Below are 26,443 nucleotides of genomic sequence, written 5' to 3' on the forward strand. Positions count from 1 at the left end.
ACTTAACTTACTATAACGAAGAGCGTATCCAAGAAAAATTAGGCTACCTCACACCGATAAAATATGGTGTGGTGGCAGCCTAATAAGGTGTTTTTATTAGTGTCTCATATAGCTAGGTCAGTCTACATACCTCCTGTTGTTTTTCATCCTAATAATAGTAAAAAATGTTGCAGAAAGTATGGATAAAAATGATTAAAATAGCTCATTCACTACATTTTCGCAGTTAAAATATGAAAGTTAACAGAGTCTCCATAATTTAACCAAGCCTATATTTTAGAAAGCATGAAATTTCTGCAAACTTAAGGGTTAACATTAAAAGTTAAATAGGAGGGTGGTTAAAATGGAAAAGGTGAATAGGGGAACATTCATTTCCAGTTCCTTAAAGGAGCAGCGGGTCTATTTGCTATATCAGTTCTTCCCTCAGTTTATCTGCGTGCAGCAATAGAGAGAAAGTGGATACTAGTGCAATGGCCAGCCTGGGCCCGCTCAGTGAACTGGAGAAAGGTGACTTTCCCAAAAAAGTGTTTTATAAAACAACGGTTCAGGATGCGTGGGTTGAACAGGAAATGGAAGGGTTTTTGTATATCAATAAAAACAAGGAGGATAATTCCCTGTTAATTATGTCACCTATCTGCACACATCTGGGCTGTGCAGCAGGAAACGCAGAAGTGTCCATGAAGGAAAATGAAGGAGTCGAGTTTTATTGTCCATGTCATGGAGGCAAGTATGATGAGCAGGGAATCAATGTAGGAGGGCCTCCACCAAGGTCGTTGGATGTTTTTGAATCCTTTATCGAGGATAAAAATGTTTGTATTGCCATTCTCAGTCCTATGGTGAGGGAAAAGCGGAAAAAGTGAATGGAGGTGCTCTATGGCATGCTGTTCGAATCAAAAGGAAAAGCAAGGAAGAAAAAAACTCTCGCCGTTCGCTTTCCTTATTTTCTGGTCACTAGTAGTTGCGGCCGCCGGACTGGCTGGTCTTTACTTTAAATGAGCAACTACAAATATCCCCTAGAGAACAGGCCCTTAATGCAGGCCATGTTCTTTTTTTATGACTTGAAAACCTTCTATCTTATAGGCAGAATATGCAGTTTTAATGGATTTCAACAAATTGTACGATTTTAAAAACCTTTTATTTGCCAAGTGAAATATATCACAGTTGGTACAAAAATTAGCTGTTATGATTGCCTTACATTGATAAAGGAGGAGCTTTACATGAATAAAGTGAAAATGAGTATATTTATTTTTCTATTAATGCTGGGAGTTCTGGGAGTTGTACTAGCAGGGTGTAGTTCAGGCAACAATGCAGTTGATGAAGGCCCCAACAAAAAGGAGCTTGTTGCAGCAGTGGGAGAAAATGAGAAGCAAGAAGGGGAGAATACTGAAGAAATGGCTGGGAATACAGCTGCCCAATATTATTATACTGCAAATGAAGGTGGAAGCATTTCCAAAATTGACGCCGCAACCAACACAATTATAAATACGATTGAGCTGGAAGGTTCTGTTCATAATGTCCAAGTATCTCCAGATGGAAAAATCATTGGTGCAACCCTTGTACCGGAAACAGGCGGCCATGACGAAGAGGATGAAAGCCATGAAGAAGAGGGCGGCCACGGAGAGGGGAATAGTGGAAAAGCGCTTTTCTTTGATGTGGAAAGTGATGAACTAATCAAGGAAGTTGAAGTAGGAAATCACCCTGCCCACATCGTATTTACTGAGAACGGGAACTTTGCGGTCGTGACGAATAATGAGGATAACAATATTTCTGTCATAGATATGGCAAGCTACGAGGTTGTCAATACGGTAGAGACAGGAATAGGCCCTCATGGATTCAGGATTTCAGCCGATAGCCAGAAGGCTTATATTGCGAACATGGGAGAAGACACAGTCAGTGTGGTGAACCTAGAAACGATGAAGGAAGAAAAACGGATCAAAGTCGGTGCAGTTCCCGTTACTGCAGGTGTCACATCGGATGGAAAAACCCTTGTGGCCACTTTAAATGCTGAAAATGCGTTGGCTGTAGTGGACCTTGAGACTGAAAAGGTTGAAAAAATCGAAGTTGGCGTGGGTCCGGCACAGGTTTATGTTGATGTAAATGATGAATTTGCCTATGTGGCAAACCAGGGTACAAAAGACGCTCCATCTAACTCCGTCACAGTGATTGAACTTGCCTTAAGGAAAGCAACTGCTGAAATTATAACCGGAAAAGGGGCGCACGGAGTCGTAACCAGTCCGGACAATAAGAAAGTATATGTAACCAATATGTTTGAAGATACAGTGTCAATCATCGACAAAGGGCAAAACAAGGTAATCGAAACGATCGAAGTGAAAGGTGTTCCAAATGGTATCAGCATAACAGAATAACGCCAAGCCCCGCTGCCCACATTGATATGCTCCCCAATAGGTAGACAGATGAAATAACAAATCTGTTTATTCTATTGGGGAGTGTTTTTTATGGCGAGAAGTCGGCATACGATCGAACAAAAATTGAGTGCGCTGCGCATGATGGAAGAAGAAACATATACTTGGAAAGAAATCATGGAGGCTCATGGCGTCTCTAGGCACACCCTCCAGGTGTGGAAAGTGAAATTCGATACCGGTGGGATCGATGCGTTGAAGGAATCGAAGGCATGGAAATCTTACACCAAGGAACTGAAAATCGCGGCCGTCCGCGACTATCTCGATGGGTTCACTAGAATGGAGGTACTCTCCAAGTATCAGATCAGTGATTGGTCTGTTCTTCGTAAATGGATTAAGAAGTATACTAGTCATAGCGAGTTAACAGATTCGAGAAAAGGGATGGATCGAGCTATGACAAAAGGAAGAAAAACTACATTCGAAGAGCGCCTTGAGATCGTGAAATATTGTTTGGAGAATGGACGCAACTACCAGCAGACCGCGGAACAATTTCAGGTGTCCTATGCCCAGGTCTATGGCTGGATCAAAAAGTATGACACGGGCGGGGCAGAGGCGCTCGTGGACCGCCGTGGGCGTACGAAGCCAGAGGACGAACTAAGCGAAGAAGAGAAGCTTAAGCGCCGTATCCAGCAAATGGAGCTTGAGAATGAACTTCTTCGTGCGGACATCTTGTTTCTAAAAAAGTTAGAGGAGATCGAGAGGAGGTCATAATCAGCCAGGTACGGCTACAGCAACGATATATCGCCATCAAAGAATTGAACGAAGAGGAGGCCCTTTCGATCGTGCTCCTCTGTCGAGTCGCCGGCATCTCACGGGCGGCCTATTACAAATGGTTGAATCGCACCATACCGGTGCGTCAAGAAGAGAACGAGAAGCTTCTGGAGGACATCCGTCTACTCTATGACCAGGCGAACGGCACATACGGGTACCGTCGGATCACGATGACGATCAACCGGTTGCGCCGACAACAAGGACTGTCCCTGTTCAATGAAAAGCGAGTCTATCGCTTGATGCATATCCATGGGATCCAATCGGTCATCCGGCGGAAGCGGAAGAAGCATAAGAAGTCAACGCCGCAGCACGTGGCCGAGAGTTCAGCGCGTCCCGACCGGACGAGAAATGGTGCACCGACGTCACCGAGTTTAAATATGGTGCCGGGAAAAAGGCATACCTGAGCGCAATCATCGACCTGTACGACGGCTCGATCGTCGCCTATCGCATCGGAAAGTCCAACAACAACGTTCTCGTCTTCCAGACGATGATGCCAGCCATCACGGGGCTCCGCACAGGAGCGCGTCCGATGATTCATAGCGCCAATATACCTCGAGAGGGTTCAAACGCATGGTGGAAGACGCGGGACTGACCCACAGCATGTCCCGGGTCGGACGTTGCATCGACAACGCCCCGATCGAGAGCTTTTGGGGTACCCTGAAAGTCGAGATGTACTACCTGCGTGAGTTTCAGGCCTATAGCGAACTCACATCGGCCATCGAGACCTACATATCGTTCTACAACCATGACCGTTTCCAGAAACGGCTAAACGGCTTGAGCCCTGTCGAATACAGGTCTCAAGCCGCCTAGTTCGGTTTTCATTATTTGCCCTGTCTACTTGACGGGGGGCAGTTCAGTATCGTCCGACGCGAGATATTGATATTCGCGTGACGGAGGGCGTCGTGACACCTGAATTGAAAGAGGCGCTTCATGAATATGAAATTGAAATTGTCGAAGGGGTGATTCAGTTCCCACCCCGTGAAGACTTTAGGGAAAATGAATTCCGGCATAAGATTGAAGGGCTGTTCGAGGCGATTGATGTGTATATCCCCGACATTGAACTTTTAGCATGTACCAAGATTTTCTCCTCTCGCCAAAAGGATCTAGAGGATCTCGAAAAAACGAATCTATTGGCACTTTGCGATAAAGATAAACTTCTCGACCTTGTAGAGGAATACAAAGCAAACATGACGTGGGACGATCCATTTTGTAACGTGCATGACTTGAGTCGAATTTTTCAGGAAAAGGGTATATAATAAATCAAAAGAAGAGTAGAGGAGGGTGACCGATGTCAGACAGTAATCATGTACTTCTGCAAAGCGAGCTAGCGGATGAACTGAATCGTATGCAGGCAGGCGGGACAAGCTATCGCTTAGAGACGGCTCAATTGGCCCTGGCATTAAGTCGTCATGTATCGGTCCCTGAATCGCTACGTGACCGAGAAATGGCTCGCCAGTATGTTCGATCTTCACTGCATGATTTACAGGACGACCGGGCAGAGGATGTGGCAAAAATGCTTAGTATGGCAGCACGGCGTGCCTACAACACTCCTGAAAATACGTTCTCGGTAGATATGAAAGTGAAATTAGAAGAAAAGCGTAATCGATTCAAGGTGCGTGGATTGCAGGTGAAATCTTAATTGGACCAAGCGGAGTCATTTTTTATACTCTCATGAGGTTATGATTCTACGTGTGAATGAAGCATCTTTGGTCAAGTCATTGAACATGTATCAGACGATTTCTTCAAACCGTTAAATCCTTACTTTGTAATAAATATAAGGGTACTAGATTCAGTCACTGGTTGACTCAACCTAGTACCCTTTTCGTATCATTGTTTATTTTGTTGGGTGCTCCGCTCACGCAGGACCGCGAGCTCGACCTGTTCCTGTAACCGGTTCTCGAATGTCTCTTTCTCTCGACGGAGGAGCTGGACTTCTAAGTGCAGTTTCTGGTTCTCTTCTTCAAGCTGGTCAAGACGGCGTGTACGAGCTTTTAAGTCGTCGACAGCGTCCATAAGACTTTGATTTTGCCGATAGAGCTGGCTACGTTCATCTTCTAGCTTTTTCATGTCTCCTTCTAGATGAAAAACTGTTTTTTTCTGCTCTTTTAGTTCTTCTTTGTTAGACACACGTTCTGTTTCCAATGCGTCTTCAACGATTCTCTTTTCAGCGATTAGTTGGTTGATTTGATCTTGTAATTGAGTGAGTGCAATTTCATGTGACGACACCTTTCGCTCATACTCTTCTTGGAGTCGTTCAGCTTCTGCAATTACGCTTTGTTCAAGGTCATGAATGGTATTTTTATATCGCGCGTTGATTCGCTCATGTTCTTTTTGTTGCGTTTCTAGTCGAGTGATTCGTTCTCCTTGACGACTAAGGGGTCCGGTGACTGTTTATCGGCCAATGATATTAATTGCTCGAATAATTGGTTGGTTGATATTTGACGTTGCTCCATTAAACGCTGAATATGTTCTTTCACTTCTTGTGACACGCGGAATGACGTCACCTTGGTCTCGTTTGATTCCAATTCTAATCCCTCATTTGGTTATTATTTTGTATACAGCATATGTAGTTCCTATATTTAAATCATTTAAATACAAGTTGTTATAAAAAAAATCACTCATAAACTGGCACTTTGTGGTGTAGGAAGGTATACATTTCGACGTCGAAATGTATACCTTCCTACACTTTTTACTTATGAGAATGTCTCAATAGTAAGCTAGTAGTCGAATCATCTATTTAATCCTAGCGACTAAGCAACAAAACGCTTAAGACAATTCCTACTTTGTTTTATTACATCATATAAGAGATGACAGTAGTTAACAATTTAAAGCTGTATGAGTTCAAAATAAATACGACCCAACTAAGTACGAATCGAATTAGTGTTTTGAGAGAAACAATAAGCTTAAAGAAACATACAAAATGGACACGAATATATAGATTGACAAATAACGTTTACAGTTGTAAATTTAAATCGATTACAAACGTAAACGAAAAGAGAGGAGAAAAAATGCTTTCGAAATTTCAATTATCTGATTTGCAAATGGTTAATCACTCTACGCAGCCTGTAGTCTTAAAGTTCACCACCTATTGGTGCCCGGGATGCCGTCAGCTCGCACTACTATTTGAAAGCGTTGCTGAAGGATATCCAGATGCGTTTTCTAGACAAGAATATAGCCAATGAAGACTGAATAGCGAACCCAAAAACATAATGGTTGACAGACGACGTTTACGATTGTAAACTTAAATCAAACAAAACGTTTACGATTGTAAACTTAAAATTTGGAGGTTAGACAAATGGCTGAACATGTCGAAAAACAAATCACGGATTCAGAATGGGAAGTCATGCGTATCGTTTGGGCCCAAAATCACGTGACCAGTAAAGAAATCATCGAGGTATTGGAAAAGAAGATGAGCTGGAAGCCTGCGACGACGAAGACATTCATTGGAAGGCTCGTGAAAAAAGGGATGCTCTCAACCGAGGCCGAGGGGAAGAAATTCATCTACTCCGCGAACGTCGTTGAAGGTGACGTCATCAGAGAGACGTTACACGATCTACTCGATCATATCTGTGACAGGGATGTCGGGAACACAATCGGAACGATGATCACACAGGCGACACTGAGTGTACAGGATATCGAGAATCTCAAAAAAATCCTTGAGATGAAGGAAAGTGAAGCGGTGGAGGACATTCCATGCACCTGTACCCCGGGTCAATGCAGATGTCAGGACCATTCTTGTGGATCCAGACATTGAGTTTGAAATGATGTCATGAATGTAGTGAATAGGAGGAGACTCAAGATGAAAAAAACGATTTTAACGATTAAAGGTATGTCATGCGCTCATTGTGTCAACAAAGTCGAGTCAGCACTTGAAGGTCTGAATGGGGTTGAAAGTGCGAAAGTCAACTTAAAGAAAGGCATCGCAAAAGTGAAGTACGATGAAACACGACTAGATGTGAATGAATTTAAAGAAGTTGTGGGCGAGGTCGGTTACGAAGTCGAATCAGCCCAATAATAATGGAGGTAAGACGATATGGAGAGTAAGACATTTGCCGTGGAAGGGATGACCTGTGCGTCCTGCGTTCAGACAGTTGAAAAAGCAACAAAAAAATTGCCTGGCGTAGTGACCTCCAACGTCAACCTAGCGACTGGGAAATTGAGCATTCATTACGATGAGACGAAAATCTCGCCGCTGGATATTCAGACGACCGTCGAGAAGGCTGGCTACAAGGCCTCAACCGAGACCGAGCAAAGATCATTTGTCATCACAGGGATGACTTGTGCCTCGTGTGTGCAGACGATTGAGAAGGCCACGAGGAAAATGGTGGGTGTGACTGAGTCGAATGTGAACTTGGCGACAGAAAAATTAGTTATTCGATATGATCCTCAGCTGGTGACTGTATCAGATGTCATCCGAGTGGTGGCAAACGCCGGATATGAGGCAAGAGAAGATCAAGAATCAGCGGATAGTCAAGATACCGAGAAAGAAAAGAAACTGAAAAAAATTCAATCGATGTGGAACCGATTTGTAGGGTCGGCGATTTTCACGATTCCATTACTCTATGTGGCGATGGGGCATATGATCGGCCTACCCCTACCGATGGCATTGCATCCAACGATGAACCCAGAATTGTTCGCTGTCTTGCAGCTCATGATGACCATCCCAGTGATGTTATTCGGATGGAAATTCTTCTCCGTCGGATTTAAGACATTGTTCCGAGGGCATCCGAATATGGATTCACTTGTCGCCCTAGGGACGAGCGCAGCCTTCTTCTATAGCGTCGGTGCCACCATGGCTATCCTCTCAGGTTATGAGGGATACGTGAATAGCCTCTACTATGAGACAGCCGCAGTCATTCTCACGCTGATCACATTAGGTAAATATCTTGAAGTCCGGTCGATGGGTAAAACATCCGAAGCGATTGAAAAATTGATGGGACTGGCACCTAAGACGGCAAAGGTCGTCCGCAACGGACAAGAGTTAGAAGTATCAATCGACGAAGTCATCGTCGGCGACACGGTTATCGTAAAGCCTGGTGAGAAGATTCCGGTGGATGGCGTGGTTCTATCAGGTAATACGTCTGTAGACGAATCCATGCTGACCGGTGAAAGTATCCCTGTTGAAAAAAATGTGGGTGCTCAAGTCATCGGTGCCAGCATCAACAAGAACGGGATCATCCAATACCGAGCCACGAAAGTCGGTAAGGATACAGCGCTATCTCAAATCATCAAATTGGTCGAGGATGCACAGGGCTCTCGAGCTCCTATCGCAAAACTGGCCGATATCATCTCCGGATACTTTGTACCGATTGTCATCGTCGTCGCGATCCTTTCAGGAATTGCATGGTATTTAGGCGGTCAGACCGGCCTCTTCGCCTTGACGATCACGATTTCAGTACTGGTCATCGCCTGCCCTTGTGCACTAGGTTTGGCCACACCAACAGCAATCATGGTGGGTACGGGCAAAGGTGCTGAGAATGGTGTGTTGATCAAGAGTGGCGGCGCCTTGGAGACGACCCATAAAGTCCAGACGATCGTGTTCGACAAGACAGGGACGATCACTGAAGGAAAACCGAAAGTGACAGATATCGTGACAGTGAATGGACATCAAGAAGATGAGTTGTTACGCTTGACCGCTTCCGCTGAAAAAGGGTCTGAACATCCATTGGGCGAAGCAATCGTAAGAGCGGCAGAGGACAGAATGATGCGTGTCATGGATATCGATCGTTTTGAAGCCATCCCAGGGCACGGGATCGAAGTCCTGATCGACGGAAAAGTCTTGCTTGCCGGAAACAGAAAATTGATGAAAGACCGCGGCATCTCACTGGATGTCCTTGAAGGCGCTTCAGACAAACTCGCACACCAAGGCAAGACGCCGATGTATATCGCGATTGACCAACAAATCGCAGGGATCATCGCTGTCGCAGACACCGTCAAAGAAAACAGTCGTAAAGCCATTCAGAAACTTCAACGAATGGGTATCGAAGTAGCCATGATCACCGGAGACAACAAAGGTACGGCCATGGCGATTGCGAGACAGGTCGGGATCGATCGGGTACTGAGTGAAGTGTTACCTGAAGACAAAGCGAACGAAGTGAAGAAGTTACAGGCCGAAGGGAAGAAGGTCGCAATGGTCGGTGATGGAATCAATGACGCACCAGCCTTGGCCCAAGCAGACATCGGAATCGCGATCGGTTCGGGTACTGACGTTGCGATCGAATCCGCAGACATCGTCTTGATGCGAAGCGATTTGATGGATGTACCTACAGCTGTCGAATTGAGCAAGTCAACCATCCGCAATATTAAACAGAACCTGTTTTGGGCATTTGCCTATAATGTCATGGGTATCCCGTTTGCGATGGGGATTGTTTATCTACTTGGTGGGCCCTTATTGAACCCGATTCTTGCTGGAGCGGCCATGAGTTTAAGCTCAGTCTCGGTCCTGGTGAACGCACTCCGTTTGAAACGATTCCAGCCTTCGATGATCAAATAAAAGGAGGAATTGGGATGGATAGAGATCTACAGCTCGAACTTTACACGCGTCCGACGTGTTCAGATTGTCAGGATGCCAAAAAATACTTAAAAACAATCTCAGTCTCTTATGTGAACAAAGATGTGGGTGTGAACCTTGACCTTGAACAAGAAATGGTAGCGATATCAGGGAATCGAATCGTACCACTGTTTGTCTTCTACAAAAAAGGGATGCTCAGAAAAAGAAGAGTAGTGAAGTACTTTGTTGGCTTCGAGAACAACAAAGAAGAGATTCTAACATTGCTACGATAAGCAACGATAGCTCACTCTCAGAACCTGTTGAAAGCGTGTCGCGCAATGAGGGACACGAACATAAGGTGGCGAGGGTGTAAAAAAATCGATACTTTTACACCCTACCCATGTATGGTAATTAAATAATCAGGAGGAACATATAATGAAAAAATCAACATTTCAGGTAGCGGGTATGTCTTGTGGATCTTGTATCAATAAGATTGAAGGACACGTTGGAAAGTTAGCGGGTATTGAATCAGTGAAGGTCAATCTTTCGGCGGGAGAGGTGGACGTGACGTTCGATGAAAGCCAACTCACACTTTCTGAGATTGAAACCGCAATTCAAGAGACTGGCTACGAGGTAACGGAGGCGACCGTTAAAATCGGTTGTTCTTGCTGCAAGTAATGGAGGTCGAGTGACGGTGCGATCAAGGACTACACAAAGGAGTGTTAAACGTGAAAGACCATGGACATCATCATATGAAGAACTTGACGGGAAATGAAGTGTCTGTAGAAGCTAAATATGAATTCGGGAAAATCAGTATCGAGTTAAAGGATCAACATCAGCAAGCCCCGGAACTCGAAGTCAGCCATGAAAAGGAATTCCATTTGATTCTCGTGAACGAAGACCTAACTGAGTACCGACACCTCCATCCGTTTAAAAAGGGTGAGGGTCGATTCGAGCAACCCGTCCAACTTGAGGCAGGGGCGTATAAACTCTTCGTGGATATTCAGCCTAAGGGACTGGCATATCAAGTGAAGCCGGTTCACTTACAGATTGATCATCAGTCCTCTTCCTCTATCGAATCGTCACTTAAAGTGGATGAGCGTCTGACGAAGACGATCGAAGGTCATACCGTCGAGCTGTCGATTGACTCTTTAAAAGCGCATGTCCCGACTGTCTTCAGCTATGACACCAAAGAAAGTAACCCGGAGCCATACCTTGGAGCACTTGGTCATGTCGTCATCTTGGATGAAGCCGGAGAACAGTTTATCCATGTGCATCCTTCTTCTCATGATACGACGGAATTTGAGACGGTCTTCCATAAACCTGGCCTATACAAGGTCTGGGCCGAATTCCAGTTCCATGGGACTGTGCACACCTATCCTTTCGTCATTCGTGTCTCAGATTGACCATGAGCGACCCATGGTTCCTCGTTGGGTCGCTTTCCTGTAATCGTTGTAAGCATAATTTTCGAAGGAGAGGACTCAGATGATAGAAAGTGAGCGGCTGGACACTCATGGTGATCGAAAAACCAAGATGAAATTCATCCTTCTACTCGCGTTACCAGCGGTTGCCGAGAATTTTTTCCAAACGTTGCTCGGATTTGTCGATACGCTGTTCGTCTCAAGAATCGGCCTAGCAGAAGTGTCAGCGGTAGGAGTGACGAATGCCATCCTCGCCATCTACTTTGCTGTCTTTATGGCAATCGGTGTGGCAGTAAACGTTTATGTCGCCAATAACTTAGGCTCAGAACGAATCGAGCGCGCGAGACATATCGCGCAGCAGGCCATCGTCCTATCTGTCGTGGTCGGGGTGACCTTTGGGGTCGTGACGCTATTTTTCGCTGAGCCTCTCCTGCGGTTGATGGGGGTGGAGAATGACGTTTTAGAAGCTGGTAGCACCTACTTCAAAATTGTCGGGATCCCATCGATCGTGATGGCATTGATGTTTGTGCTCAGTAGTATCTTACGAGGTGCGGGAGATACAAAATCACCGATGAAGGTGAGCATCGTCATCAATGTCGTCAATATTGTGCTCGACTATATGTTGATTTTCGGTTTTTGGATCATCCCCGAACTTGGTCTCGTCGGAGCGGCACTCGCGACCGTCATCGCCCGGCTCGTCGGGACGCTCTTATTGATGAACTATATTCGTAAGACGGAAGTGATCGCCTTCAGGAAAGATTTCTGGAGACCGGATCTCGAACACCAGTTGGAGCTCGTGAACCTTGGAAGCCCGGCGGCTATCGAGCGATTGGTCATGAGAGCCGGACAGATCGTGTATTTCGGATTCATCGTGGTACTCGGGACGAACACCTTCGCCGCGCATCAAATTGCAGGGAATCTAGAGGTGTTCTCTTATATGTTGGCATATGGTTTCGCGACAGCAGCAACCATTCTCGTCGGTCGCAACATCGGAGCGGGAGACCACGAGACCGCCAAAGAATATGCCAGATTGAGCACGTTCATGGCGATGGGCTTCATGTCCTTATTCGGGGTCGTCTTATTCTTCTTCGGAGGATGGGCAGGTTCACTTTTCACCGACGATCCCCAAGTCATCAAAGACATCGATGTCGCGTTAAAAATAGCAGCGGTCTTCCAGCCTTTCCTAGCAGTCGTCCTTGTATTGACCGGTGGATTCCAAGGAGCGAACAATACGAAGTTTCCAATGTATCTGACCACGATCGGTATGTGGGTGATCCGGACTGGGGCAGTATATGTATTGGCGATTCAGATGCAGATGGGCATTGCAGGAGTGTGGATCGCCATCGGTCTAGACATCGTCTTTAAGGCGATCGTCCTTTGGATTCAATTCAGCCGTGGGCGTTGGATTGTAGTGGAATCCGAACCGCAGAAGCCCTGTCATCCCAAAACCAAGCATGAAGACGTGCGATGTATAAATAATTATTAACACTTGACTGAAATTGTAGGAAAGAGCAAAGTTGTTCTTTCCTTTTATCTTTTCTGAAAAAGTTATTAAAGGAGCCCGTCACGCCGATCTAAAGAAATCGAATCAGTGGTGAAAAACACACATATGTCATGCGGCCTATAGCTGCTCGATTATAAAAAATGGATATTTTTTGTTCAATATAGAAAAAACCTGGTCTTCGTCAAAAAGAACCAGGTAATTAAAAAAGTTATTGTTTATTCAAATCCATATTAGTTGTCAGTCGATGAATATGAACGGCTAGATAAGCTAGTTCCTCATTAGGAATTGTCACACCGTGCAACTGTTTAAGGTAGTCCCGTACTTTGAATGAACCATTCATGGCCTTTGGGTAGATGTTCGCAATCTGCTCAAATAGTTGATCGGATTCTTCATTCAACATTTTTCCAGCATAAAAGCGTTCAGCAAAATATTTCACATGTGTGATGAATCGTGAATAATGAATATCTTCTTCATCGGTTTCAATGTTGTAAGCATTATGAAAACGTCCAATCATGAGAATTTTATTCAATTTCTAAACGAGCGCCAAGAAGTAGTGGAAGCCCATCGTGTATCAGGAGAAGGATGTTACCATCTAAAAATAAAAGTGACATCTCAGGAAGAACTGAATCTCTTTCTAAATTCGATTCTTGAATACGGGAATTATACGCTTTACTTGTCTATCAACGAAATCAAGCGGCGTCTCTCGCCAATAAAAGACGTATAAAATATATCGCTAGCTGTACAAAAGTTGATAGAGACAGTTAAACACTTTAGAAAAATCATTTAATTCTATGAAAAAGCTCAAATTCTTGTGAACTGCCCCATAAAAATTGGACATAAAAAAATCCAACTTTGGGCTAACCTAAATTTTTGAGACAATATAAAAACACCTTCGCAGTGGTCCACTTTAAAAAAGTGCTGGCATCGGAGGTGTTTTTGCGTGGGCAAAAACGTATATTCAAGTGAAGTGAAGTGAAATGGGCAGTGGTGAGAGACAAACTAAGTTGTGAGTTGACGACTAGAGAGATTATGGAGAAACACGGAATCAAAAATGAATCCCAGATTCACACATGGATGAGATGGTATCGGTCCAATGAAATCTATCGATTCGGCCAACCGATCGGGAAGCAGTACACCTACGGACTCGGTCCTGATTCCGCCAGCGAGGATGACAAGAAAGAGCGTCAACTATCCCACCTGAAGACGGAGAACGAAATCTTAAAAAAATTCATGGAGATCGAAAGAGAGTTGAGAAAGAAGTAGTCCTAAAGGTTGTAGAGCTCCTGAGGAGCAAATATACAGTCACGACAATCCTACGTGTGATAGACGTTCCGCGGGCAACCTATTACCGTTGGGCCAGAGAACCGGTGAAGCACCCTTCGGTGCTAGAGCAAACAATCGTCGCAGTATGTAAGCTTACAAAGTATCGATATGGACATCGAAAGATAAAGGCCCTGTTAGAACAAACCTATGAATTGGCAGCAAACCGGAACACCGTACAGAGAATCATGAAGAAGCACCATCTCCAGTGTCGGATCAAACCCAAACGAAAATGGAAGTCTCAGGGTGAGAGTATCGTCATCGCCCCTGACCTTCTCAAGCGAGACTTCACTGCCAGTAGACCGAATAAGAAGTGGGTGACGGACATCACCTACATCCAATACGGGGGCACGACGAAGTACCTCTCCACGATCATCGACCTATTCAACAATGAGATTCTTGCCTATAAGCTATACGATCATCAACAGACGCCCCTCGTCATCGATACGTTAAGGATGGCGTTGGAGAGTCGGAACAATCCCGAAGGGGTTATCATCCATTCAGATCAAGGAAGTGTCTATACATCATATGCCTTTCAAGATTTCGTAAAGAGGAAGTATCTGACGAGCAGCATGTCTCGAAGAGGCAACTGTTGGGATAATGCGGTGATCGAATCGTTTCATTCGAACTTGAAGTCTGAGGTGTTCCAGTACGTCAAGTTCAACTCGTTAAGCGACTATGAAGTGCGTGAGCGGGTGAATAATTACTTAACTTACTACAACGAAGAACGTATCCAAGAAAAATTAGGCTACCTCACACCGATAAAATATGGTGTGGCGGTAGCCTAATCAAGGTATTTTTATTAGTGTCTCATATAGCTAGGTCAGTCTAATCTTTTCTTTTTTTTAGGTTACAAATAGTTCATTGGGTTGACACTATTCGCTGCAGAATAACTGCTGTATTTATAACTGTTTTTATGAATCTCAAAGTGCAAATGATTTCCGAACGAGTTTCCTGTATTCCCAACTGTTCCAATCTTCATACCTTTAGAGACTGTCTGACCACTTTTTACCGAAAGGCTGTTCATATGAGCATAAACGGTTACGTATTTTTGATTCTGTAGACTATGTGAAATCATAACGTGTTTACCGTATGCACCGCTGTTTTTAGATGTAATGACTTTTCCACTGGCAGAGGCGTAGACGGGTGTGCCTTTTGCTGCAGCTAGATCAACGCCATTATGGAATGTATAACCGTAAGCACCATTAGAGTTTCCGTATCCTTGGGTCAGCCGACCTTCTGTAGGAGAAGCAAAAAGAGAGTTATTATATGATGTTTTTTTGGCAACGTGGCTCTTATATTTTTTTAGGTAAGAACTATAGATATACCGTGTGTTTCCTTTGTAAAGTACTTTTGTCCAAGCTCCTTTTTTTCCTAAATAAGAAAAGGTCTGCCCAGTGTTAGTGATGCCGACAATTTTGTGATTGAGAGAAGGACCAGTCCGAACACGAAGATCGTCTGTCTTCACTTTTATGTTATATGCACTACTTGCTTCGACTTTTGGACTATGCATCGAAAAAGTTGTTGCGAGTAAGACACTAGAAGCGATAAGTATTACCTTGTTTTTCATTAGTTGTACTCCTTTAAAGATACAGTGACGAACGATTTGTTAAAAGGAGTATAGCATCACTATATTACAAAAAAGTATATCAAATTCATTTCAAAAATTGACAAGAGATTTAATCAAAAAATGCATAGTTTTTTCACAAACGGATTTTATGATAAAAGTTAAACGCATTTCTTTTTTATAAATATTCCAAAAAATAGATTTATTTTTTGTGTGTAGGAGGAATTTGATGGAATTATCTTTTTTGTTAGCTTTTGGGGCAGGGTTTTTATCTTTCATTTCGCCATGTTGTCTGGCTTTATATCCCGTTTTTTTATCTTACATTACAGGGGTTTCAGTTAGAGAGTTAAAAGAAAATGAAAAGTGGAACTGGAATGGAGTTCCCCATACATTAGTTTTCCTACTTGGATTTTCGAGCGTATTTTTAGTGATGGGTTTTTCAACGTCATACTTGGCTGATTTTTTTATAGTGTATAAAGATGTTTTACGGATGAGCGGTGCACTTATTTTATTCATATTTGGTGTTATTCTAACTGGTCTATGGACTCCAACATTTTTACTTAAAGAGCGAAGATTGAACTTAGGAACAAGAAAGCGTGGCTATATCGGAACGTTTTTGGTCGGAGTCGGATCAGCTGCTGGATGGACTCCTTGTACAGGACCAATTCTCGCTGGAGTTATTGCTTTGATTGCCACAAATCCTGGTAATGGATTTTTATATATGCTCTTTTATGTTCTAGGTTTCTCCATTCCATTTTTCTTAATGTCGTTTTTGGTCGGGAAATCAAGATATTTAATGAAGTATTCTTCAAAGGTTACAAAAATAGGTGGAGGGTTTATGATTTTATTAGGTATCATATTGTATTTCGATGGTCTAACGAAACTAACTACAATATTGATTGATTTTACAGGGTTTAGAGGGTTCTGACGCTCTATTTTCTATTTCAAGAGGAGATGCATCGTAAATGTTTCGTAAAAATGTCCTGATAATGGGAGTAGAGGAAAACTGGAAAGTGATGGAGAACATAAAACAACTTAAACCCTCAGGTATAGATATTCATATTTCTTCAAAAGAAGGATGGGTTCGAAAGCTACTTCCTGATTTTAAATATTTTGATTCATTTTCAAAAAAAGAATCAGAAGAAGGGTATATTAGTAATCTCATTGAATATTGTACTTCTCAAAAAATAGGCTGGATTATTCCTTTAAGCGAACAAGAAGCAACTACGCTATCGAAACACAAGTTAAAAATGAGAGAAAATAACGTAATGTTTATAACATCCTTTGATTTGGATAAAACAATACTTCATGATTCATTTTCGGTTCAAGGTAATACCTTTACTTACTCTTTTGACCTAATAAAGAATGCGCCTGAAGGTGTAAAGCTGGGGAAAATTGATACATATATCGATTATCGATCTGATGAAGTGATTTGCTGTTTTTATGAGAGAAGAGTATGAACGGTACCAAGATACTGTTCTTTCATACGAGGTGTTTGCCAACTCGATTTTAGAGGAGTGCGTAGCAATAATTGCTCAAAGGCTTAATATAAAGGGTTCTTTTTCTTTCGATTATCAACGTGATTCGGAGGGAATGTATACGATTACAAAAATAGAATGTTTCATGACGCATTCTACTCGTGAGGCTATTTTTAGTGATTATGATTTCGCTAATTATTTGTGGAGCAATATTCAAGGAATTGTCCTTTTAAAAGAATCAAATGATAAAAGCTCTTTTGTGTATCGCCTAAATGAAGAATACTTTCTTTTCTAAATCTCAACAGTTTGTTTTTATATGTAATCATCTTAAATGAGAAAGGTACTTTATGAATAAACTTTCATTTAAAATAACGTTATTTTATTTTTTCGGGATTCTCATGATTTTCATTCTCTCATCTGCTATTGTATACAACATTCTTGAGCATCAACAAGTAGAAAGTGAACTGGAGAGCCTTCAAGAGAGAGGCAATAGTCATCGAGATGTTCTTTCCACTAACTTCGACAAGCAAACAGTTGAACACGTTGTTTTAATGGAGGAAAAGGCGATGACTGATGTGATTATCTTAGACAAAAATAATCAAGTCGTCGATTCATCTAACGACGCTGAACAATTTTTGAACCTGGATTGGATTCAAAAAAAGGATGGAATCGTAGAAGGTAATTGGAGAGAAGGCAAATTTTTAGTGACGGTGAGTAATATTGAAGATGGCGGTCAAATAATCATGTTAGAGCCGACGAAGTATATACAGCATTTGATGGGGGAATTGAAACAACAAGTAGTGTTCTCTATATTCTTGTTAGTACTTTTTCTATTAGTAAGTGTTTATTTTTTGAGTTATATCATTATAAAGCCACTTTTATCAATGAAAGAGGCAACGGTAAAGTTAAGTAAAGGCGAGGTGCTGAAAATCAGAGAAGCTGAGAGAAGCGACGAAGTAGGAGATTTAGCACGAGCGATCACTAAGTTATCTGTTGATTTACGTCACATTCAAAATACAAGAAAGCAATTTCTGACTTCAATCACACATGAATTGCGTACGCCGATTACCTACATCAAGGGATATGCAGGACTCCTCAAAAAAGACGAATCGAGATTTGGAGATATTATCTATGAGGAATCCGAAAGACTTCAAGAACTGATTGAGGATTTGTTTGAACTTGCTAGATTGGAAGAGCCACATTTTCAAATAGATCCTCAGATTACAGAGATGAATGATTTCTTAAAACAGATCAGTGAAAGAATAATTGTTAAATTTGAGGAGAAACAAGTGAAATTAATTCTTCAAATTAATAAAACTCCCATCTACAAAGAGATAGACCAAGCTAGATTCGATCAGGTTCTCTTAAATTTACTGGATAACGCGCTAAAATATACACATGCGAACAAACGCGTATTTTTAAAACTTGATGAAAACTTTATTGAAGTTACGGATGAAGGTGGTGGTGTGGATGAACAATCACTCCCGTATCTTTTTGATCGTTTTTATCGAGTAGATTCTTCACGAAATCGTGAAACAGGAGGTACTGGGCTCGGTCTGGCTATCACGAAAGAAATAGTTGAAGCGCACAAAGGGACCATCGTAGCTATTAATGTAGAAAACGGGTTGAAGGTTGTCATTGACTTGAGGGGGATTCCAGGATGAGAACCATTGCTTTAGTAGATGATGAGAATCGAATGTTAGAACTGATTGAACTCTATCTGCAAGACAGTTATACCTGTATTAAGCTGAACAACGGAAGAGAGATATTGAACTTGATTGATGTAGATGAGCCTGACTTAATCATATTGGATGTGATGATGCCTTTAATGGATGGTTTTGAGACTTGTCAAAGGATAAGGGAAGTTTCGAATGTACCAGTCATTTTATTGACAGCACTCGACGGAAAAGAAGAAATCGTAAAAGGATTACAACTGGGAGCAGATGATTATATTGTGAAACCGTTCGACGAGGCGGAATTGAAGGCAAGAATTCAATCGATTTTCAGACGAACTACAGTTTCTTCAGGATCAAAAATCGAATCGTCGGGTCTAATCTTAAATGAAGACGCCCATGAGCTGTATTACGATAATCATTTAGTCAAAGTCACACCAAAAGAATTTTCATTACTTGCTAAATTATTAAAAAATCCAGAACGTGTCTATTCAAGAGAGGAACTGCTCTCAAGTTTATGGTTAGCAAATGAGTGGACAGATGAACGAACGGTCGATTCTCATGTAAGAAACTTAAGAGAAAAGCTTAGGAAACTCGAGTTTCCTATTGAAGAACACTTTCGCACAGTATGGGGAATTGGTTACAAGTGGGTTCCTTAAATAAGGAGAAAGAAGACAAGAGAGGAACGGTTAAAAAACCGTTCCTCTCTTGTTTATCGTTTATTCTACAGATAGTTCGTCTTCAGTCACCCATTTATGATTTTTCACTTCTTCACCTGTAGTCGATTCAAAATCAATCATATACACTGTTGTTTGCTTAGCTGAATCGATAGTGGCCGTAGCATCCTTCATTCCTTTCATATGATCCGCGTCTACTTTTACTTCATCGCCTACTTCATAAGGAGATGATTTAGGATCTACAATCTCTTCTTGAATAATCCACTTATGATCCATGACACGTTTCCCACCATTTGTAGGGTCATAAGAAATGCTATAAGCAGTAGTATCATAAGCACCTACAATTTTAGCCTCGGCCCCTTTCATGCCTTCCATATGTGCTTCTTTGATCATCGCCATGTCGCCAACTTTAAATTTAGGGTTTTTAGCCTCTTGGAGCCCTTTCGGAACCTCTTTCGATCCAGACATGTCCATCGTCGAATGATCCATACCATCCATATTTTTATCCATGCTTCCTGTTGATTTAGAATCATCACTATTGCTTCCGCACGCAGCGAGTGCTAAAGAAAGCGAAGTAGCCATAGTTGTCATAAAAATCTTTTTCTTTAATTTCATAAAAATTACCTCCAATTGCTTTTTTATGCTTTCCATAGACTCTATCACATAAATTTGCAGAAACATTGCAGAGAGCAGAAAAGTAACACATTGAAAAAAACTATAAAATTCATGGGTAGAAAGACACAGTTCTTTCACAATCATTCTTTAAGTTAAAGATAATAATTGATTGGAAGGAATGATCCATATGAAGATAACATGGTTAATCGCAACTATCGGTATCTTCACTCTCATGATTATAGTGGGCGGTTCGTATTTACTTCTTACCCGAGGTACTATGTCAAACAACAAACAGCACATGGGATCTATGATGAATGGAGGAAACACTACTACAAATCAGAATATGATGGAAGGTATGGGACATGGTGCGAGTGTCGATTTAAAATCAACTGAAGAAAAAGAGCGACGATTAAACATCCCTAAGATACTAAAAGCCGATCGTGAAACCAAGAATTCCATTCAATACACGATTGTCGCTAAACAAGGGGAAACAAAGTTCTTTCGAGATGCTAAAAAAAACTAAAACTCTAGGATATAACGGAAATTATTTAGGTCCTGTAGTGGAGTTAAAAAAAGGGAAAACAGTAACAATCCGTACGGTGAATCGCTTATCAGAAGCCACTACATCCCATTGGCACGGTCTTGTTGTACCATCATCCGTAGATGGTGGACCACATCAGGTCGTGAAAGCTGGTGAGACGAAGGTAGTAAAGTTTAAAGTGAAGCAAAATGAATCGACATTGTGGTTTCATCCACATCCAATGGGTAAGACTGCTGAACAAGTATACAAGGGGTTGGCAGGATTGTTATACGTAAAAGATGAAAAAACTAAAGAGACGATGCTACCTCATAAATATGGTGAAAATGATATTCCATTAATTCTTCAAGATCGAAAAGTTAAAAATAGGAATGTCCTTGAATATGCTGATGTAGAAAAAATAGATGGGGCTTTAGGCGATACCCTCCTCGTAAACGGAACGATTAATCCGTATTTTAACGTGAAATATTCGCAACTTAGGGTCAGGTTGATAAATGGTCCAATGCACGGAACTATGCAGTGAAGTTATCTGACGGCTCATCCTTTAAAAAAAATTGCTGATGATGGTGGTTACATCTCAAAAGCGAAAAACGTGAAAAAATTTGAATTAAGTCCAGGCGAACGTATAGAGGTATTGGTAGATTTTTCAAAAAGAAAAATTGGTGAGACTGTTTCATTTGAGACGAATGGAGTAAGGGTCGTTAACTTCAAACTGAAGGATAAACAAGGGGCGAACCTAAGTGCATTGGCGCTGAAAAATGGATATGAAAAGCCGCTAAAGACCTTGTCTACAGTGAATCAAAAATTAACTCTTTTCGGAATGGGCAAAAATGTTGAAATCAATGGGAAAAAGTTTGATAAGACGAGAATTGATATTAAGGCGAAACAAGGAGAATCGGAAATTTGGGAGGTCTATAATAAAAAAGACATGATGGGTGGAATGACTCATCCCTTTCACATTCATGGAGTCCAATTCAAAGTATTAGAGCGAAACGGACAGAAACTGGATAATCAAGAAACAGGTCTAAAAGACACTATCGCTATAAAACCAGACGAACGAGTTAAGATTCAGATGACTTTCAAGGAAAAAGGGGTATTTATGTACCATTGCCATATCCTTGAACATGAAGAGAACGGAATGATGGGTCAGTTGAAAGTGGACTAAAAAATAGGTGAATGTTTTCATCTTTTCTTCACAAACTAAGGGAATAGGCTTTGTGTAAGTCAAAAAAGACGGAAAATGGAGGTATTTTAGAATGAATACTGGACAACAAGAAATCTTAGGTGCCCTACACAACTGTATAGTGACTTGTAATGAATGCTTTGATGCGTGTTTGAGTGAACATCATGTTTCTTCGATGGCAGAGTGTATACGTCTAGACAGAGATTGTTCTGAAATTTGTAGTCTTTTAGTACAAGCTATTTCTCGAAACAGCAGCAATATTGATGTTCTTGCAAGAAGCTGTGTTGAAATTTGTGAAAGATGTGCCGACGAATGTTCGAAACATGATCATGATCATTGTAAAAAGTGCGCTGAGGCCTGTAATGAATGTGCAAAAATCTGTCGTAAATTAATTGCTTAAAGCGAAGTGTTAAAAATGAAGGAGCATCTATGTCGCCATGCCGAAAAAGGTATGAGCTAAAAAGCTGATGCTCCTTTATCTATAAAAACTACGGTACTTAGTTATGAAAAATTTCATAACCTTTATAGACCAGTAGTATGGTGAGAAAAAAGAAGGATACATAGAGAGTAACGATTAAACTCTTCATAAATGCTTTCTATATAATCAACTCCATCCTATAGTTTGAGTTGATTATATAGAAAGTTCGTGAAAATAATGAGGAAATAGATTGACAATCATTTATTATTAAAAAATTCTAATGTAAGAGGTGGTGGCTAGGATGGATAAAATATTAATTGTTGATGATGAAATAAGAATGAGGCAATTATTAAGACTTTATCTAGAACCAATAGGATATGAATGTAGTATGGCGAATAATGGGATCGAAGCTTTGGAGAAAATGAAAAAAGAAACTTTTGATTTGATTTTATTGGACGTCATGATGCCAATGTACAATGGAGTCGAAGTATGTAAGAAAATAACGGATTCTCACCCGGAAGTCCCAATCATCATGATAACGGCTCTAAATGATGCTGAATCCATCGTCAAAGGACTAGATGCTGGAGCTACAGATTATGTCACAAAGCCGTTTAATGGGGACGTACTTTTAGCAAGAGTTCGATCTGTCATGAGAAGAAAAGCAAAAGAACCCGTTATATACCACGGACTTACGTTCGATGAGAGCAACGATTTAATTGTGTTAGATGGTAAGTCGATTGATTTCACACCCAAAGCACATGCGTTACTGAGATTATTTCTTCAACATCCTGGAAGGCTATTCAACAGATTGGAGCTTTATGAATTCGTTTGGTCTTATACATCAGAATCGGATCCAAGGACAGTGGACTCTCATATTAAAATGATCAGAGAGAAGTTAAGAGAGTTAGATTATCCAATTGATAGCCACCTGAAAACAATTTGGGGGAGAGGATATCGTTGGAGTGAGGATGAAACAAAATGACACCTTTGCTATACAAGTAAAAGTGTCATTATAAAAATCATAAAGGAGTGGGTGTCGGTTTCGAGTAGCCATCTTTATACGAAGAATCGATTTCAGAACGAATATCTTTAATCGATTCTCCATCCCGTTGCTTCAAAATAGACTTTACAGCAATCTCAAGACATGTGCTGCATGTTGTTCCGTGGCTTGTCCATTTCACCGACCCATCCGTCGTATTTTCTTCTATGAAGCAATCATAATTATTTTTGTGATTGACTGTTTCACCACAGCCACAATAACAAGGCATTTTCTCTAGTAGTTTACGATTTTTTGATACAGCTTGATAAACATTTCGTACATCTTCAGGTTGAGTTTTTAAAAATGTAGGAAGTATCACCGATGATGATGTTTCTTCAATCTTGTCACCGCTCAAATGTTTCGCATGATCGGCTTCCTTTGAATGATTGGGAGTAGAAGACTTCGTCGTGTCTTGAGCACAGCCGACCGCGATCAAGGACAGGCTAATAAGGCTTACTCTTTTTAAGAGTATGTTAAGTTTCACGATTCGATTCTCCCTCGAGATAATTTTGTAGGCGCGCAAAACAAAGCGTGTGAATTAGCATTTTTCGTATTTTCTAGTAGCTCTTTTTTCTGTTCAAGATAATACCTATTCATTCATTTGACATAGTTTTCATTGATTCAGTTAATTCATGAATCGTCATCAATCGTTTGATGTATACCTCGAACTTGTCCTTCAATTCCTTTTAAAGTTCCAGTACTTGTGTTTTTCACTCTAAATAGTCTTCTTTAAACAAAGGGTCTCATTTTAAAAGATATACCCTACTTGTATGATAGTTTTTAATTTTTAGTGTGTCAAAATACATTTTATATATAAATATAATTTAAAGAAAAAACGATATGTCACTCTATATAGACACCATACACGTATATATGAACTGAACCCCGAATGATGGACACTTGAAAAAAGTGCCTCACTCGGGGTTTTTCGTGTGCGCACGAATCGCTATAATGAATTCTGAGTGTACCGCTTTTTTTAGGTTATGCCTTTTTGTGTGGACAAGCACCTAAAAGAGAGGGACCTAATATGAAAGTTGTGAAAGTTTTTAACAATAATGTCGTTTTGATTGAAAATGATAATAATGTTGAAGAAATAGTGACTGGAAGTGGCATTGGTTCGGTATTCGAGAGGGAGACACCTTGAGAGATGTCAAAATCACACAAAAGTTTGTACTAGAACAACAGGCATCTGTGCATGAGCTGGAAGCACTTCTACAACGAATCGATGTGAAGGACATCGAATTGGCCGGCGATATTCTCCAACTTTATGAAACTGAAGTAGGGAATACGGTCAACAACATGGCTCTCCTTGGACTAGGTGATCACATTAATTTTGCGGTCGAACGTGCCCGAAAAGGGATGAACTTCCGTTCTGCGTTAGAGTGGGAAATTAAGCAGTTGTATGCGAAAGAGTACTCGGTCGCATCGGCGGAGATGAGTTCGTGATCCTTTCGCCTTATCCTTTGGACTTCAAGAAAGCGACATTTAAATACGAGCTCTCAATCGGAGATGTGCCGGTGACGCTCGATGCTTCAATTGGAGAAGCTGCTTATCCGACAGACGGGGACTCACTAGAGACACTGATTTTGGTCGCAGATGATGCGATGTACATACAAAAATATACATGATTGAGTCACGACATGCCATGACTCGACAACAAAAGAGAGTGTACACGTTTCGACGTCGAAATGTATACACTCTTTTATATATCCATCAAAGTGGAGTCGAATCGATTGTCTGGAAAGCACTCTGTCCCTTTAGAAATATACACATCTCAAAGTATTGTCGTCGCTTTTGATTATATATGACCATATATCATTTTTTTGTATACAAAAATCTAGATTGATCAGGAGAGGTAATTATCGAGATTAGGCGGTACGAGCGTAAGGTTAAGAAGGGCTCGATGAACGCATCAAGGACTCTTCCAACAACCGAGACTCTTCTAATAGTTCTTTTAACGTATTGCTATACGGGTTCAATGAGATTTGAGTATGTCCGATGCTTCCAAAACTGAACGAACGCTGCATCAATACACCCAGGAATGTCAGCTTGTCTGTACTCGTGTAAAACGATACGAATTCCGGGTCGTCGCTTAGCCTCGCCAGGAGGGCAGCCTCACGTTCTTGAGGGGGAAGTTGTTGAAAGACTGGATCACCGATCGATTGATAATAGGCGTCACAAGCGTAAACTAGTGTAAATTTAAGTTCGAGAGCAGCCGCGTGGTCATAGATGAGTTCAAAATGGCGAAGGTCGTTGTCATTCACTTGTGACAGAAGATGTAAGAAGAAAGCGGACTCACTATTCGCAGCGAGTTCTGGCCGGGCGAACACTTTCGCAGAGTAGATGGCCAATAGAATGGTCGCCTGATAAGAGTGATTGATCTCCGAAATCTCTTTAGCACGGGCGATGAACAGTTTGACGACATCGTCGCATGTCTTGAACTCTTCCATGAGCCAAGACATGTTCTCGAGGGTCATATCGCCCTCCGAATACAGTTTCCATGCGAGATAGTCCATGAAGCGGCGTCTAAACTTCACATAGGGAGACTTTGCGAGCTCATCGGAAAAATTGACCGTGAGAAGTTTGATTGGATTGGTTTTTATTTCAAAAGCAAGCGCTCCGTAATGACCGAGTGACGCGGCGGACTCTAGAACAAGTTTAGGGGCATATTTGACGACTTTGCGGATTGGTTTTCGTTTCTTTCCCATGTGGCATCCTCATACCTTCCTGTAGGGGCTGGTCAACAAACGATTGGACGTCAATAGTGGCCGAACAATTTTTTGAGGGACCTCCACTTCGGCGGGTAAGCATTGCTGCCGCTATAGGAACTAGTCTCCTCCCCCTTCTTACAGACCTCCAACTTCCACTGGGTCCCATCGTGAGTGATTGTTTCTGTTTCTACGAACAACTCCGGCCAGAGATGCGTCTTAAAAGAATTGAATTTCTTTAAGACTTTTGCAGAGTCATCCTGGTTGTACCAACCGGATTCTATCCGTTGTTCCTCGCCAAACGTTTGAAGGATCAAGAGTTCTCGTTTAACGAAACCGTTCGAATGAAAAGTCAAAATGGACTCGTTATAAACGCCAAAACTCCCGATCCATAGCGTCACTTTCATGATAGGGTCTGTTAGTGTTAATTCACTAAGCGGAATGGTTTGCTCTAAAGCTAAAGACTGACGACGTTTGTTCTTTAACTCTGACTCCTGAAATTCCTTCTTGTCGAGAGAATCATCTTTTTTGTGCATCCTAATTCCTCCCGTTACATAAGTTTGATGTTGTACGAAAGTCATTTGTAATGGAGAATTACATAACTGTGTAGAATAAAGGAAGTAA

33 protein-coding genes and 2 pseudogenes are annotated in these 26,443 nt (G+C 41.6%); 28 read left to right on the forward strand and 7 right to left on the reverse strand.

The genetic code is table 11. The annotated features are described in order from the left end of the window. The first annotated feature begins 467 nt into the window (after positions 1–467). The 5 genes and pseudogenes from KNP80_RS14670 to KNP80_RS14690 all read left to right on the forward strand — a co-directional run bounded on the left by KNP80_RS14670 (position 468) and on the right by KNP80_RS14690 (position 4,827). On the forward strand, positions 468–857 hold the full coding sequence (locus KNP80_RS14670; RefSeq protein ID WP_251129040.1) for a QcrA and Rieske domain-containing protein: 390 nt from the start codon (positions 468–470) through the stop codon (positions 855–857). A gap of 357 nt (positions 858–1,214) precedes the next feature. Continuing rightward, positions 1,215–2,363 carry a YncE family protein gene (locus KNP80_RS14675; RefSeq protein WP_214720058.1) on the forward strand — a complete coding sequence of 383 codons (1,149 nt, stop codon included), beginning with the start codon at positions 1,215–1,217 and terminating at the stop codon, positions 2,361–2,363. A 90-nt stretch (positions 2,364–2,453) separates the two neighbouring features. Beyond that, positions 2,454–3,998: pseudogene (locus KNP80_RS14680) on the forward strand (IS3 family transposase). A 59-nt stretch (positions 3,999–4,057) separates the two neighbouring features. After that, positions 4,058–4,444 (forward strand): annotated as a pseudogene (locus tag KNP80_RS14685) (DUF6036 family nucleotidyltransferase); the annotation flags it as partial. A gap of 32 nt (positions 4,445–4,476) precedes the next feature. Next, positions 4,477–4,827, forward strand: a complete 351-nt coding sequence (locus KNP80_RS14690) for a hypothetical protein (RefSeq protein WP_029336171.1) — start codon at positions 4,477–4,479, stop codon at positions 4,825–4,827. Positions 4,828–5,015: 188 nt separating this feature from the next. Here KNP80_RS14690 and KNP80_RS14695 read toward each other — a convergent pair whose 3' ends face one another. Further along, a complete protein-coding gene (locus KNP80_RS14695) occupies positions 5,016–5,255 on the reverse strand; it encodes a hypothetical protein (RefSeq protein WP_058765841.1) in 240 nt (79 codons plus the stop codon). Between the two features lie 974 nt (positions 5,256–6,229). Between KNP80_RS14695 and KNP80_RS16060 the strand changes: the two genes are divergently transcribed. The 8 genes from KNP80_RS16060 to KNP80_RS14735 all read left to right on the forward strand — a co-directional run bounded on the left by KNP80_RS16060 (position 6,230) and on the right by KNP80_RS14735 (position 12,585). Next, positions 6,230–6,370: a thioredoxin domain-containing protein gene (locus KNP80_RS16060; protein WP_353048004.1), complete on the forward strand. Its 141-nt coding sequence runs from the start codon at positions 6,230–6,232 to the stop codon at positions 6,368–6,370. A gap of 113 nt (positions 6,371–6,483) precedes the next feature. Then, complete coding sequence (locus tag KNP80_RS14705; RefSeq protein WP_034781861.1) at positions 6,484–6,942, forward strand: CopY/TcrY family copper transport repressor; 459 nt, start codon at positions 6,484–6,486, stop codon at positions 6,940–6,942. 45 nt (positions 6,943–6,987) lie between these two features. Further along, complete coding sequence (locus KNP80_RS14710) at positions 6,988–7,203, forward strand: heavy-metal-associated domain-containing protein (protein ID WP_029336168.1); 216 nt, start codon at positions 6,988–6,990, stop codon at positions 7,201–7,203. 18 nt (positions 7,204–7,221) lie between these two features. After that, positions 7,222–9,681 (forward strand): heavy metal translocating P-type ATPase, encoded by a 2,460-nt coding sequence (locus KNP80_RS14715; protein WP_214720056.1) that lies wholly within the window; start codon positions 7,222–7,224, stop codon positions 9,679–9,681. Positions 9,682–9,695: 14 nt separating this feature from the next. Beyond that, positions 9,696–9,971: a glutaredoxin family protein gene (locus KNP80_RS14720; protein WP_029336165.1), complete on the forward strand. Its 276-nt coding sequence runs from the start codon at positions 9,696–9,698 to the stop codon at positions 9,969–9,971. A 142-nt stretch (positions 9,972–10,113) separates the two neighbouring features. Then, positions 10,114–10,356, forward strand: coding sequence for a heavy-metal-associated domain-containing protein (locus KNP80_RS14725; RefSeq protein ID WP_051627724.1), 243 nt, complete (start codon positions 10,114–10,116; stop codon positions 10,354–10,356). Positions 10,357–10,406: 50 nt separating this feature from the next. Next, entirely contained in the window at positions 10,407–11,084 is a 678-nt protein-coding gene (locus KNP80_RS14730) for a hypothetical protein (protein ID WP_235420268.1), read from the forward strand. 127 nt (positions 11,085–11,211) lie between these two features. Further along, positions 11,212–12,585, forward strand: coding sequence for an MATE family efflux transporter (locus KNP80_RS14735; RefSeq protein WP_236355810.1), 1,374 nt, complete (start codon positions 11,212–11,214; stop codon positions 12,583–12,585). 226 nt (positions 12,586–12,811) lie between these two features. On the opposite strand, the gene KNP80_RS14740 is transcribed toward KNP80_RS14735, so the two are convergent. Further along, the gene (locus KNP80_RS14740) at positions 12,812–13,117 is read right to left on the reverse strand and encodes a PRD domain-containing protein (RefSeq protein ID WP_214684166.1); all 306 of its coding nucleotides are present in this window, start codon (positions 13,115–13,117) and stop codon (positions 12,812–12,814) included. On the opposite strand from KNP80_RS14740, the gene KNP80_RS14745 reads away from it, so the two are divergent. Together KNP80_RS14745 and KNP80_RS14750 are read left to right on the forward strand one after the other, a co-directional pair. Next, positions 13,100–13,327: an Lrp/AsnC ligand binding domain-containing protein gene (locus tag KNP80_RS14745; protein ID WP_251026306.1), complete on the forward strand. Its 228-nt coding sequence runs from the start codon at positions 13,100–13,102 to the stop codon at positions 13,325–13,327. The genes KNP80_RS14740 and KNP80_RS14745 overlap by 18 nt on opposite strands. Before the next feature lie 502 nt (positions 13,328–13,829). Then, a complete protein-coding gene (locus KNP80_RS14750) occupies positions 13,830–14,711 on the forward strand; it encodes an IS3 family transposase (RefSeq protein ID WP_353048005.1) in 882 nt (293 codons plus the stop codon). Between the two features lie 62 nt (positions 14,712–14,773). Here the strand turns inward: KNP80_RS14750 and KNP80_RS14755 are convergent, their stop codons facing one another. Further along, positions 14,774–15,493 (reverse strand): peptidoglycan DD-metalloendopeptidase family protein, encoded by a 720-nt coding sequence (locus KNP80_RS14755; protein WP_214720055.1) that lies wholly within the window; start codon positions 15,491–15,493, stop codon positions 14,774–14,776. A gap of 226 nt (positions 15,494–15,719) precedes the next feature. Here KNP80_RS14755 and KNP80_RS14760 point away from each other — a divergent pair, with 226 nt between their 5' ends. The 5 genes from KNP80_RS14760 to KNP80_RS14780 are packed head-to-tail and all read left to right on the forward strand — an operon-like array spanning position 15,720 to position 19,300. After that, entirely contained in the window at positions 15,720–16,418 is a 699-nt protein-coding gene (locus KNP80_RS14760; protein ID WP_285222577.1) for a cytochrome c biogenesis CcdA family protein, read from the forward strand. 37 nt (positions 16,419–16,455) lie between these two features. Then, a complete protein-coding gene (locus KNP80_RS14765; protein ID WP_214720054.1) occupies positions 16,456–16,950 on the forward strand; it encodes a hypothetical protein in 495 nt (164 codons plus the stop codon). Beyond that, entirely contained in the window at positions 16,934–17,263 is a 330-nt protein-coding gene (locus KNP80_RS14770; RefSeq protein ID WP_214720053.1) for a hypothetical protein, read from the forward strand. The genes KNP80_RS14765 and KNP80_RS14770 overlap by 17 nt, the downstream gene beginning before the upstream one ends. A 52-nt stretch (positions 17,264–17,315) precedes the next feature. After that, positions 17,316–18,632, forward strand: a complete 1,317-nt coding sequence (locus KNP80_RS14775; protein ID WP_214720052.1) for a sensor histidine kinase — start codon at positions 17,316–17,318, stop codon at positions 18,630–18,632. Continuing rightward, positions 18,629–19,300: a response regulator transcription factor gene (locus KNP80_RS14780; protein WP_214720051.1), complete on the forward strand. Its 672-nt coding sequence runs from the start codon at positions 18,629–18,631 to the stop codon at positions 19,298–19,300. The genes KNP80_RS14775 and KNP80_RS14780 overlap by 4 nt, the downstream gene beginning before the upstream one ends. Positions 19,301–19,360: 60 nt before the next feature. On the opposite strand, the gene KNP80_RS14785 is transcribed toward KNP80_RS14780, so the two are convergent. Then, on the reverse strand, positions 19,361–19,933 hold the full coding sequence (locus tag KNP80_RS14785; protein WP_214720050.1) for a YdhK family protein: 573 nt from the start codon (positions 19,931–19,933) through the stop codon (positions 19,361–19,363). Positions 19,934–20,120: 187 nt separating this feature from the next. Here KNP80_RS14785 and KNP80_RS14790 point away from each other — a divergent pair, with 187 nt between their 5' ends. The 5 genes from KNP80_RS14790 (at position 20,121) to KNP80_RS14810 (ending at position 23,054) form a co-directional block, all read left to right on the forward strand. Further along, positions 20,121–20,456: a hypothetical protein gene (locus KNP80_RS14790; RefSeq protein ID WP_214686842.1), complete on the forward strand. Its 336-nt coding sequence runs from the start codon at positions 20,121–20,123 to the stop codon at positions 20,454–20,456. After that, entirely contained in the window at positions 20,440–20,994 is a 555-nt protein-coding gene (locus tag KNP80_RS14795) for a multicopper oxidase domain-containing protein (protein WP_214720049.1), read from the forward strand. Before KNP80_RS14790 ends, KNP80_RS14795 begins: the two co-directional genes overlap by 17 nt. Positions 20,995–21,063: 69 nt before the next feature. Beyond that, positions 21,064–21,636, forward strand: coding sequence for a multicopper oxidase family protein (locus KNP80_RS15870; RefSeq protein ID WP_214720048.1), 573 nt, complete (start codon positions 21,064–21,066; stop codon positions 21,634–21,636). A gap of 91 nt (positions 21,637–21,727) precedes the next feature. Continuing rightward, positions 21,728–22,054 (forward strand): four-helix bundle copper-binding protein, encoded by a 327-nt coding sequence (locus KNP80_RS14805; RefSeq protein WP_214720047.1) that lies wholly within the window; start codon positions 21,728–21,730, stop codon positions 22,052–22,054. A 319-nt stretch (positions 22,055–22,373) separates the two neighbouring features. Then, the gene (locus KNP80_RS14810) at positions 22,374–23,054 is read left to right on the forward strand and encodes a response regulator transcription factor (RefSeq protein WP_214720046.1); all 681 of its coding nucleotides are present in this window, start codon (positions 22,374–22,376) and stop codon (positions 23,052–23,054) included. A gap of 37 nt (positions 23,055–23,091) precedes the next feature. Here the strand turns inward: KNP80_RS14810 and KNP80_RS14815 are convergent, their stop codons facing one another. Further along, entirely contained in the window at positions 23,092–23,595 is a 504-nt protein-coding gene (locus KNP80_RS14815) for a PCYCGC motif-containing (lipo)protein (protein ID WP_214684186.1), read from the reverse strand. 543 nt (positions 23,596–24,138) lie between these two features. On the opposite strand from KNP80_RS14815, the gene KNP80_RS14820 reads away from it, so the two are divergent. The 3 genes from KNP80_RS14820 to KNP80_RS14830 are packed head-to-tail and all read left to right on the forward strand — an operon-like array spanning position 24,139 to position 24,739. Beyond that, the gene (locus KNP80_RS14820) at positions 24,139–24,255 is read left to right on the forward strand and encodes a CAT RNA binding domain-containing protein (protein WP_081828354.1); all 117 of its coding nucleotides are present in this window, start codon (positions 24,139–24,141) and stop codon (positions 24,253–24,255) included. Then, the gene (locus KNP80_RS14825) at positions 24,252–24,557 is read left to right on the forward strand and encodes a PRD domain-containing protein (RefSeq protein WP_051638972.1); all 306 of its coding nucleotides are present in this window, start codon (positions 24,252–24,254) and stop codon (positions 24,555–24,557) included. The genes KNP80_RS14820 and KNP80_RS14825 overlap by 4 nt, the downstream gene beginning before the upstream one ends. A gap of 17 nt (positions 24,558–24,574) precedes the next feature. After that, positions 24,575–24,739 (forward strand): hypothetical protein, encoded by a 165-nt coding sequence (locus KNP80_RS14830; RefSeq protein WP_235263542.1) that lies wholly within the window; start codon positions 24,575–24,577, stop codon positions 24,737–24,739. Between the two features lie 261 nt (positions 24,740–25,000). Here KNP80_RS14830 and KNP80_RS14835 read toward each other — a convergent pair whose 3' ends face one another. Then, complete coding sequence (locus KNP80_RS14835; RefSeq protein ID WP_214835006.1) at positions 25,001–25,819, reverse strand: hypothetical protein; 819 nt, start codon at positions 25,817–25,819, stop codon at positions 25,001–25,003. A 50-nt stretch (positions 25,820–25,869) separates the two neighbouring features. Next, positions 25,870–26,355, reverse strand: coding sequence for a hypothetical protein (locus tag KNP80_RS14840; RefSeq protein ID WP_214835007.1), 486 nt, complete (start codon positions 26,353–26,355; stop codon positions 25,870–25,872). Positions 26,356–26,443: the final 88 nt, after the last annotated feature.

The organism is Exiguobacterium sp. E4787, from assembly GCF_018618375.1.
Lineage (GTDB): Bacteria > Bacillota > Bacilli > Exiguobacteriales > Exiguobacteriaceae > Exiguobacterium > Exiguobacterium chiriqhucha.

What these genes read in the sequence shown, in the direction of transcription:
- KNP80_RS14670 (WP_251129040.1), top strand. Translation starts at nt 468, where the DNA reads ATGGCCAGCCTGGGCCCGCTCAGTGAACTGGAGAAAGGTGACTTTCCC.
- KNP80_RS14675 (WP_214720058.1), top strand. Translation starts at nt 1,215, where the DNA reads ATGAATAAAGTGAAAATGAGTATATTTATTTTTCTATTAATGCTGGGA.
- KNP80_RS14690 (WP_029336171.1), top strand. Translation starts at nt 4,477, where the DNA reads ATGTCAGACAGTAATCATGTACTTCTGCAAAGCGAGCTAGCGGATGAA.
- KNP80_RS14695 (WP_058765841.1), bottom strand. Translation starts at nt 5,255, where the DNA reads ATGAAAAAGCTAGAAGATGAACGTAGCCAGCTCTATCGGCAAAATCAA.
- KNP80_RS16060 (WP_353048004.1), top strand. Translation starts at nt 6,230, where the DNA reads ATGGTTAATCACTCTACGCAGCCTGTAGTCTTAAAGTTCACCACCTAT.
- KNP80_RS14705 (WP_034781861.1), top strand. Translation starts at nt 6,484, where the DNA reads ATGGCTGAACATGTCGAAAAACAAATCACGGATTCAGAATGGGAAGTC.
- KNP80_RS14710 (WP_029336168.1), top strand. Translation starts at nt 6,988, where the DNA reads ATGAAAAAAACGATTTTAACGATTAAAGGTATGTCATGCGCTCATTGT.
- KNP80_RS14715 (WP_214720056.1), top strand. Translation starts at nt 7,222, where the DNA reads ATGGAGAGTAAGACATTTGCCGTGGAAGGGATGACCTGTGCGTCCTGC.
- KNP80_RS14720 (WP_029336165.1), top strand. Translation starts at nt 9,696, where the DNA reads ATGGATAGAGATCTACAGCTCGAACTTTACACGCGTCCGACGTGTTCA.
- KNP80_RS14725 (WP_051627724.1), top strand. Translation starts at nt 10,114, where the DNA reads ATGAAAAAATCAACATTTCAGGTAGCGGGTATGTCTTGTGGATCTTGT.
- KNP80_RS14735 (WP_236355810.1), top strand. Translation starts at nt 11,212, where the DNA reads ATGAAATTCATCCTTCTACTCGCGTTACCAGCGGTTGCCGAGAATTTT.
- KNP80_RS14745 (WP_251026306.1), top strand. Translation starts at nt 13,100, where the DNA reads ATGAAAACGTCCAATCATGAGAATTTTATTCAATTTCTAAACGAGCGC.
- KNP80_RS14740 (WP_214684166.1), bottom strand. Translation starts at nt 13,117, where the DNA reads ATGATTGGACGTTTTCATAATGCTTACAACATTGAAACCGATGAAGAA.
- KNP80_RS14755 (WP_214720055.1), bottom strand. Translation starts at nt 15,493, where the DNA reads ATGAAAAACAAGGTAATACTTATCGCTTCTAGTGTCTTACTCGCAACA.
- KNP80_RS14760 (WP_285222577.1), top strand. Translation starts at nt 15,720, where the DNA reads ATGGAATTATCTTTTTTGTTAGCTTTTGGGGCAGGGTTTTTATCTTTC.
- KNP80_RS14765 (WP_214720054.1), top strand. Translation starts at nt 16,456, where the DNA reads ATGTTTCGTAAAAATGTCCTGATAATGGGAGTAGAGGAAAACTGGAAA.
- KNP80_RS14770 (WP_214720053.1), top strand. Translation starts at nt 16,934, where the DNA reads ATGAGAGAAGAGTATGAACGGTACCAAGATACTGTTCTTTCATACGAG.
- KNP80_RS14775 (WP_214720052.1), top strand. Translation starts at nt 17,316, where the DNA reads ATGAATAAACTTTCATTTAAAATAACGTTATTTTATTTTTTCGGGATT.
- KNP80_RS14780 (WP_214720051.1), top strand. Translation starts at nt 18,629, where the DNA reads ATGAGAACCATTGCTTTAGTAGATGATGAGAATCGAATGTTAGAACTG.
- KNP80_RS14785 (WP_214720050.1), bottom strand. Translation starts at nt 19,933, where the DNA reads ATGAAATTAAAGAAAAAGATTTTTATGACAACTATGGCTACTTCGCTT.
- KNP80_RS14790 (WP_214686842.1), top strand. Translation starts at nt 20,121, where the DNA reads ATGAAGATAACATGGTTAATCGCAACTATCGGTATCTTCACTCTCATG.
- KNP80_RS14795 (WP_214720049.1), top strand. Translation starts at nt 20,440, where the DNA reads ATGCTAAAAAAAACTAAAACTCTAGGATATAACGGAAATTATTTAGGT.
- KNP80_RS14805 (WP_214720047.1), top strand. Translation starts at nt 21,728, where the DNA reads ATGAATACTGGACAACAAGAAATCTTAGGTGCCCTACACAACTGTATA.
- KNP80_RS14810 (WP_214720046.1), top strand. Translation starts at nt 22,374, where the DNA reads ATGGATAAAATATTAATTGTTGATGATGAAATAAGAATGAGGCAATTA.
- KNP80_RS14820 (WP_081828354.1), top strand. Translation starts at nt 24,139, where the DNA reads ATGAAAGTTGTGAAAGTTTTTAACAATAATGTCGTTTTGATTGAAAAT.
- KNP80_RS14835 (WP_214835006.1), bottom strand. Translation starts at nt 25,819, where the DNA reads ATGGGAAAGAAACGAAAACCAATCCGCAAAGTCGTCAAATATGCCCCT.
- KNP80_RS14840 (WP_214835007.1), bottom strand. Translation starts at nt 26,355, where the DNA reads ATGCACAAAAAAGATGATTCTCTCGACAAGAAGGAATTTCAGGAGTCA.